The organism is Ramlibacter sp., from assembly GCF_035706265.1.
Classification (GTDB): Bacteria; Pseudomonadota; Gammaproteobacteria; order Burkholderiales; family Burkholderiaceae_C; genus Ramlibacter.
Window position 1 is genome coordinate 1 of the sequence record NZ_DASSVG010000331.1, and the last position, 5636, is coordinate 5636.

Here is a 5636-nt window from a genome sequence, read left to right on the forward strand (position 1 = left end):
CAGCACCATGAACTCGTCGCCGGCCTGCGGCACTTCCGTCAGGCCCTGGATCTCCACCGGCATCGACGGGCCGGCCGACTTGATGGTCTTGCCGTCCTCGTCCAGCATGGCGCGCACGCGGCCGTAGGTCTGGCCCGCCAGAACCACGTCGCCCACCTTCAGCGTGCCGGACTGCACCAGCACCGTGGCGACCGGGCCGCGGCCCCGATCGAGCTGCGCCTCGATCACGAGGCCCTTGGCCATCGCGTCCACCGGCGCCTTCAGCTCCAGCACCTCGGCCTGCAGCAGCACCTGCTCCAGCAGTTCGTCGATGCCCTGGCCCGTCTTGGCCGACACCGCCACGAAGGGCGACTCGCCGCCGTATTCCTCGGGCACGACTTCCTCGGCCACCAGTTCCTGCTTGACGCGGTCGGGGTTGGCATCGGGCTTGTCGATCTTGTTCATCGCCACCACGATCGGCACACCCGCAGCCTTCGCGTGCTTGATGGCTTCCTTGGTCTGCGGCATGACGCCGTCGTCGGCCGCCACCACCAGGATCACGATGTCGGTGGCCTGCGCGCCGCGCGCCCGCATCGCCGTGAACGCCTCGTGGCCCGGGGTGTCCAGGAAGGACACGGTGCCGCGCGGCGTCTCGACGTGGTAGGCGCCGATGTGCTGCGTGATGCCGCCGGCCTCGCCCGCCGCCACCTTGGTGCGGCGGATGTAGTCCAGCAGCGAGGTCTTGCCGTGGTCGACGTGGCCCATCACGGTCACGACCGGCGCACGCGGCAGCGCCTCGGCGCTCTGGCCCTGCACCTCTTCCAGCGTGAAGGCTTCCGGATCGTCCAGGGCGGCGGTGACCGCCTTGTGGCCCATTTCCTCGACCACGATCATGGCCGTGTCCTGGTCCAGCGACTGGTTGATGGTGACCAGCTGGCCCATCTTCATCAGGGCCTTGATCACCTCGGAGGCCTTGACGGCCATCTTGTGCGCGAGTTCGGCGACGGTGATCGTCTCCGGCACGTGCACCTCGATGACGCGCTGCTCCTGCGCCGCGGACTGCTGGTGATGGTCGTCGCGGTCGCCGCGATGGTCACCGCGCCGGCCGCCACGCGGGCCGCCGCGCCAGGCGTTGCGGCCGACGCCGCCGGACGCATCGCCGCGGGTCTTGATTTCCTTCTTCTTGGCCGGATCGTTGGCCCAGCTGGAGGACAGCTTGGCCGACTTCACTTCCTTGCCGGCACCGGGGGCGGCGGGCGCCGCGGCCGGCGCGGCACCGGGGCCGCCGGCACGCGCCTGCGTGCCCGCCGGCTTGTGCAGCGTGCCCTTGACGCCCGGCTTGGCGCCTTCCGGCCCCTTGGCGACGGGCTTGGCCTCTTCCGGCTTCTTGGCCACCAGCACCTTCTTGGGCTGGGCCATCATCGAACGGATCGCGGCGGCTTCGGCCTCGGCCTTGCGGCGACGCTCCTGCAGGTCGCGGGCACGGGCGGCTTCTTCCTCCGCCCGCTTCTTCGACTCGGCGGCGGCCTTCTCGCGCGCTTCGGCGGCGGCCTTGTCGCGCGCCTCGGCCTGGGCCTTGGCGACGGCCTGCGCAGCCTCGGCTTCCGCGGCCTTGGCGGCGTTGGCGCCGGCCTGCTTGGCCTCGTAGGCTTCCGCACGCGCAGCGGCCTCGCGCTCGCGCTCCTGCTCGCGCTCGGCGGCGGCCCGCGCTTCTTCCTCGGCGCGCTGGCGCGCCTCCGCTTCCTCGCGCTCGCGGCGCTTGGCGGCCAGTTCTTCCTCCTGGCGGCGGATCAGTTCGGCCTGGCGGCGCGCCTCTTCCTCGCGGCGGGCGAGTTCGGCCTCGTCCGGGCCGGGCGGGGGCGGCGGCGGCGCGGCGACCTCGGGGGCTTCCACCACGGCGGTGTCGGCGCCCTCGTCGCGCTTGATGAAGGTGCGCTTCTTGCGCACTTCCACCTGGATGGTGCGGGCCTTGCCGCTCGAGTCCGCCTGCTTGATCTCGCTGGTGGACTTCTTCACCAGGGTGATCTTCTTGCGCTCGGGCGTGGCCGTGCCGTGGCTGGCCTGGAGGTAGCCCAGCAGCTTCTGCTTGTCGGCATCCGTGAGGGAGTCGGTCGGCGCGTTCTTCACCACGCCGGCGCTGCGCAACTGCTCCAGCAGCGTCTCGGTCGATTTCTTGAGTTCCTGCGCGAACTCTGCGACGGTGGTACTAGACATGTTCTGCTCGTCTTCCTCCCTTTATTCATGGGCGGCCGCCGCCGCCTGGCCCGTGAACCAGTGTTCGCGCGCCTTCATGATCAGGGTCTTGGCCTCGTCCGCGGACTGGCCGGTGATGTCCGTGAGTTCGTCGACGGCCAGGTCGGCCAGGTCGTCGCGGGTGTGCACGCCGTGCTCGGCGAGCTGCGCGATCAGCGGCGGCGTCAGGCCTTCGAGGTCGCGCAGGTCCTGCGAGACTTCCTCGACACTCTCCTCGCGCGCGATCTCCATGGTCAGCAGCGCATCCTTGGCGCGCGTGCGCAGCTCGTTGACCGTATCCTCGTCGAAGGACTCGATCTCCAGCATCTCCTGCAGCGGCACGTAGGCCACCTCTTCGAGGCTGGTGAAGCCCTCGGAGATCAGGATGTCGGCGATCTCCTCGTCGACGTCGAGCTTTTCCATGAACAGGGTGCGCAGCGTCTGCTGCTCCTCGGCCTGCTTCTGCGCCGACTCGTTGGCGTCCATGATGTTGATCTTCCAGCCCGTCAGCTCGCTGGCGAGCCGCACGTTCTGGCCGCCGCGGCCGATGGCGATGGCGAGGTTCTCCTCGTCGACCACCACGTCCATCGCGTGCTTCTCTTCGTCCACGACGATGGAGCTCACGTTGGCCGGCGCCAGGGCGCCGATCACGAACTGCGCCGGGTCCTCGGACCACAGCACGATGTCGACGCGCTCGCGGGCGAGCTCGTTGGTCACGGCGTTCACGCGCGAACCGCGCACGCCCACGCAGGTGCCGATCGGGTCGACCCGCTTGTCGTGGGAGATCACGGCGATCTTGGCGCGCGAGCCCGGATCGCGGGCGCAGCTCTTGATCTCCAGCAGGCCCTGCTCGATCTCGGGCACTTCCTGGCGGAACAGCTCGATCATGAACTCGGGGGCCGCGCGCGACAGGATGATGGGCGCGCCGCGCAGCGTGAGATCCACTTCCATGATCATGGCGCGGACGCGGTCGCCGTTGCGCAGGTTCTCCTTCGGGATCATCTCGCTGCGGCGCAGGCGCCCTTCGACGCGGCCCGATTCGACGATGATGTCGCCCTTGTCCATGCGCTTGACGGTGCCGACGAAGATCTTGTCGCCGCGCGACATGAAGTCGTTCAGCAGCATCTCGCGCTCGGCGTCGCGGATCTTCTGCAGGATCACCTGCTTGGCGGCCATGGCGCCGATGCGGCCGATCGGCAGCGACTCGACGCCCTCCTCGATGTACTCGCCCGGCTCGACGTCGGCGACGCGCTCCTTGGCGTCCATCAGCAGTTCCTCGGCGTCCGGGTTCTGCAGGCCCTGCTCGTCGGGCACGACCAGCCAGCGGCGGAAAGTCTCGTAGTCGCCGGTGTCGCGGTCGATCGCCACGCGGATGTCGACTTCGCCCTGGTAGAGCTTCTTGGTGGCCTGGGCAAGGGCGGCCTCGACCGCGCCAAACACGACGTCGCGTTCCACGTTCTTCTCGCGCGAGATGGCATCCACCAGCATCAACAGTTCGCGATTCATGTCCTACTCCTGAACCCCGGCGCGCCTGCGCCCCTTGAAATCCACTATCGGCGCCAGACGGGCGTCCTTCACCTCGTCCAGCGTGAAACCCAGCACCTGCACGGCGGCAGGCTCCTTCTTCTTCATGCGCTTCTGCCCCGGCTGCGGCGCAGCCGGCTCGTCGCTCCAGGCGATCTCCCAGCCCTCGCCCGCCTTCTGCAGCGTGCCGCGGAACTTGCGCCGGTTCGGCGCCACCTGGCCGGCAGCCGCGGCGCCCATCGGCGCCTTCAAGGTGATATCGATCACCTCGCCGGCAAAGCGTTCGAAATCCTTTTCACCGCGCAGGGGCCGGTCGATCCCCGGCGAGGACACCTCGAGGCGCTTGTAGTCGACCGCCTCGACCTCCAGCGTGTACTGCAGCTGGCGCGTGACGCGCTCGCAATCCTCGACGTTCACGAAGCGCTCTTCGCCGCCGGCTTCCCACGGGAAATCGATGGTCACGCGCAGGGTGCCCCCGGCGGAGCGCTCCAGCTCCACCAGTTCGTAGCCGAGTCCGGCCACCGTTTGAGCAACGATATCCTGCAGTGCCAAGGTCGTGGGTCGATCCGCCAAAAAAAACGGGCGGTTGGTACCCGCCCGTTTGGTCGTGAAGCCGGTATTGTAGCGCCCGGCGCATTGACTCGCAAGCGATCAGGGGCTCTCCGAGCGCTGTCCGTGGTGCCGCGGACCCAGGCTCAGCCGCACCAGCGCCTGCACCAGCGTCACGCTGGCCACCATGCCCCACACCATGCCCGCGAACATGCCGGCCAGCACCGCCGCCGGCTCGCGCACGGCCTGCACCCAGCCCGCGAGCTCCAGGAACACCAGCGAGCCGGCCGCCATGCCCACCACCATCCAGGCCGAACAGACGAGGTTCTGACCGAGCTGGGCGCACAGCTGCCGGCGGCAGCCGCGGCGCAGCCTCGGCATCAGCGGCAGCACCAGCAGGCCGCCGCCGATCATGCCGGCGTGGGCCAGCGGCAGCTGCGTCACGTGCAGCAGCACCATCGCGCCCAGGCCGCGCGGGCCGGTGCACAGGGCGCTCAGGGTTTCCAGGCCGCCGGCGTACGCGTCCACCGCCATGCCGGCCAGCATGCCGACGGCCCCGAGCAGCAGCATCCACTGCGGCGAGTTCAGGCCGCCGCGGGCGGGGCGCAGCTTCGCCAGGGCCAGCAGGCCGGCCAGGATCAGGCCGACGCCGAGGGCGGCCCAGGCGGTGCCGGTCATGCCGCTGCCTCTGCGCCTGCCGGGTGGGCCAGGCGCTGCTGCACCCGCTGCCAGGCCTCGGGCGTATCGCAGTCGGTGGTGAAGCGCTCGTGGGCCGCTTCGTGCCAGAAGGTCTCCTCCGGATATTGCTCGGCCAGCTTGCGGCAGCCGATGAGGCGGCGGCCGGCCGCGACTTCGGGTGCGTAGGCGGCGGCGAAGACGATCGGGTTGCCGCGCTCGCCCCGATGGCGCGGAATCACGATGGAGCTGGCCGGATGGGCCAGGTAGACGTCCATCAGTTCGTGCAGGTCTTCGGGCCGCAGCAGCGGCAGGTCGCCGGGGCAGACCACGATGGCATCGGTGGCCTGGGCAAGCGCCGCCACGCCCGCGGCGACGGAGCGCATCTGACCTTCTTCGTACAGGAGGTTGGGCTGCACGGTGACGGGCAGGTCCAGCACGGTGCGCATCACCTCGCGGCCGTGCCAGCCGGTGACGACCACCGTCTCCTGCATGCCGGCGGCCAGCACGGTACGCACGGTGCGGCGCACCAATGGCTCGCCTTCCAGCGGCAGCAGCAGCTTGTTGGCGCCGCCCATGCGGGTGGACTGGCCCGCGGCCAGCACCACGGCCGAAAAACGGATGCCCGAACGCTCGGTACTCATGACAGTGCCTCCAGGATGCGGGGCAGGACGGCG

5 protein-coding genes are annotated in these 5636 nt (G+C 69.9%); all 5 read right to left on the reverse strand.

The window, feature by feature from the left end; all coding sequences use genetic code 11:
• Positions 1–2193, reverse strand: a 2193-nt coding sequence (infB, locus tag VFM98_RS11965; protein ID WP_325110146.1) for a translation initiation factor IF-2, incomplete at its 3' end; no start/stop codon positions are given.
• Between the two features lie 21 nt (positions 2194–2214).
• A complete protein-coding gene (gene nusA, locus VFM98_RS11970) occupies positions 2215–3717 on the reverse strand; it encodes a transcription termination factor NusA (protein WP_325110147.1) in 1503 nt (500 codons plus the stop codon).
• Positions 3718–3720: 3 nt separating this feature from the next.
• Positions 3721–4287 carry a ribosome maturation factor RimP gene (rimP, locus tag VFM98_RS11975; protein WP_325110148.1) on the reverse strand — a complete coding sequence of 189 codons (567 nt, stop codon included), beginning with the start codon at positions 4285–4287 and terminating at the stop codon, positions 3721–3723.
• 99 nt (positions 4288–4386) lie between these two features.
• The gene (locus tag VFM98_RS11980; protein WP_325110149.1) at positions 4387–4962 is read right to left on the reverse strand and encodes a hypothetical protein; all 576 of its coding nucleotides are present in this window, start codon (positions 4960–4962) and stop codon (positions 4387–4389) included.
• Positions 4959–5603 carry a nucleotidyltransferase family protein gene (locus VFM98_RS11985; RefSeq protein WP_325110150.1) on the reverse strand — a complete coding sequence of 215 codons (645 nt, stop codon included), beginning with the start codon at positions 5601–5603 and terminating at the stop codon, positions 4959–4961. Before VFM98_RS11985 ends, VFM98_RS11980 begins: the two co-directional genes overlap by 4 nt.
• Positions 5604–5636: the final 33 nt, after the last annotated feature.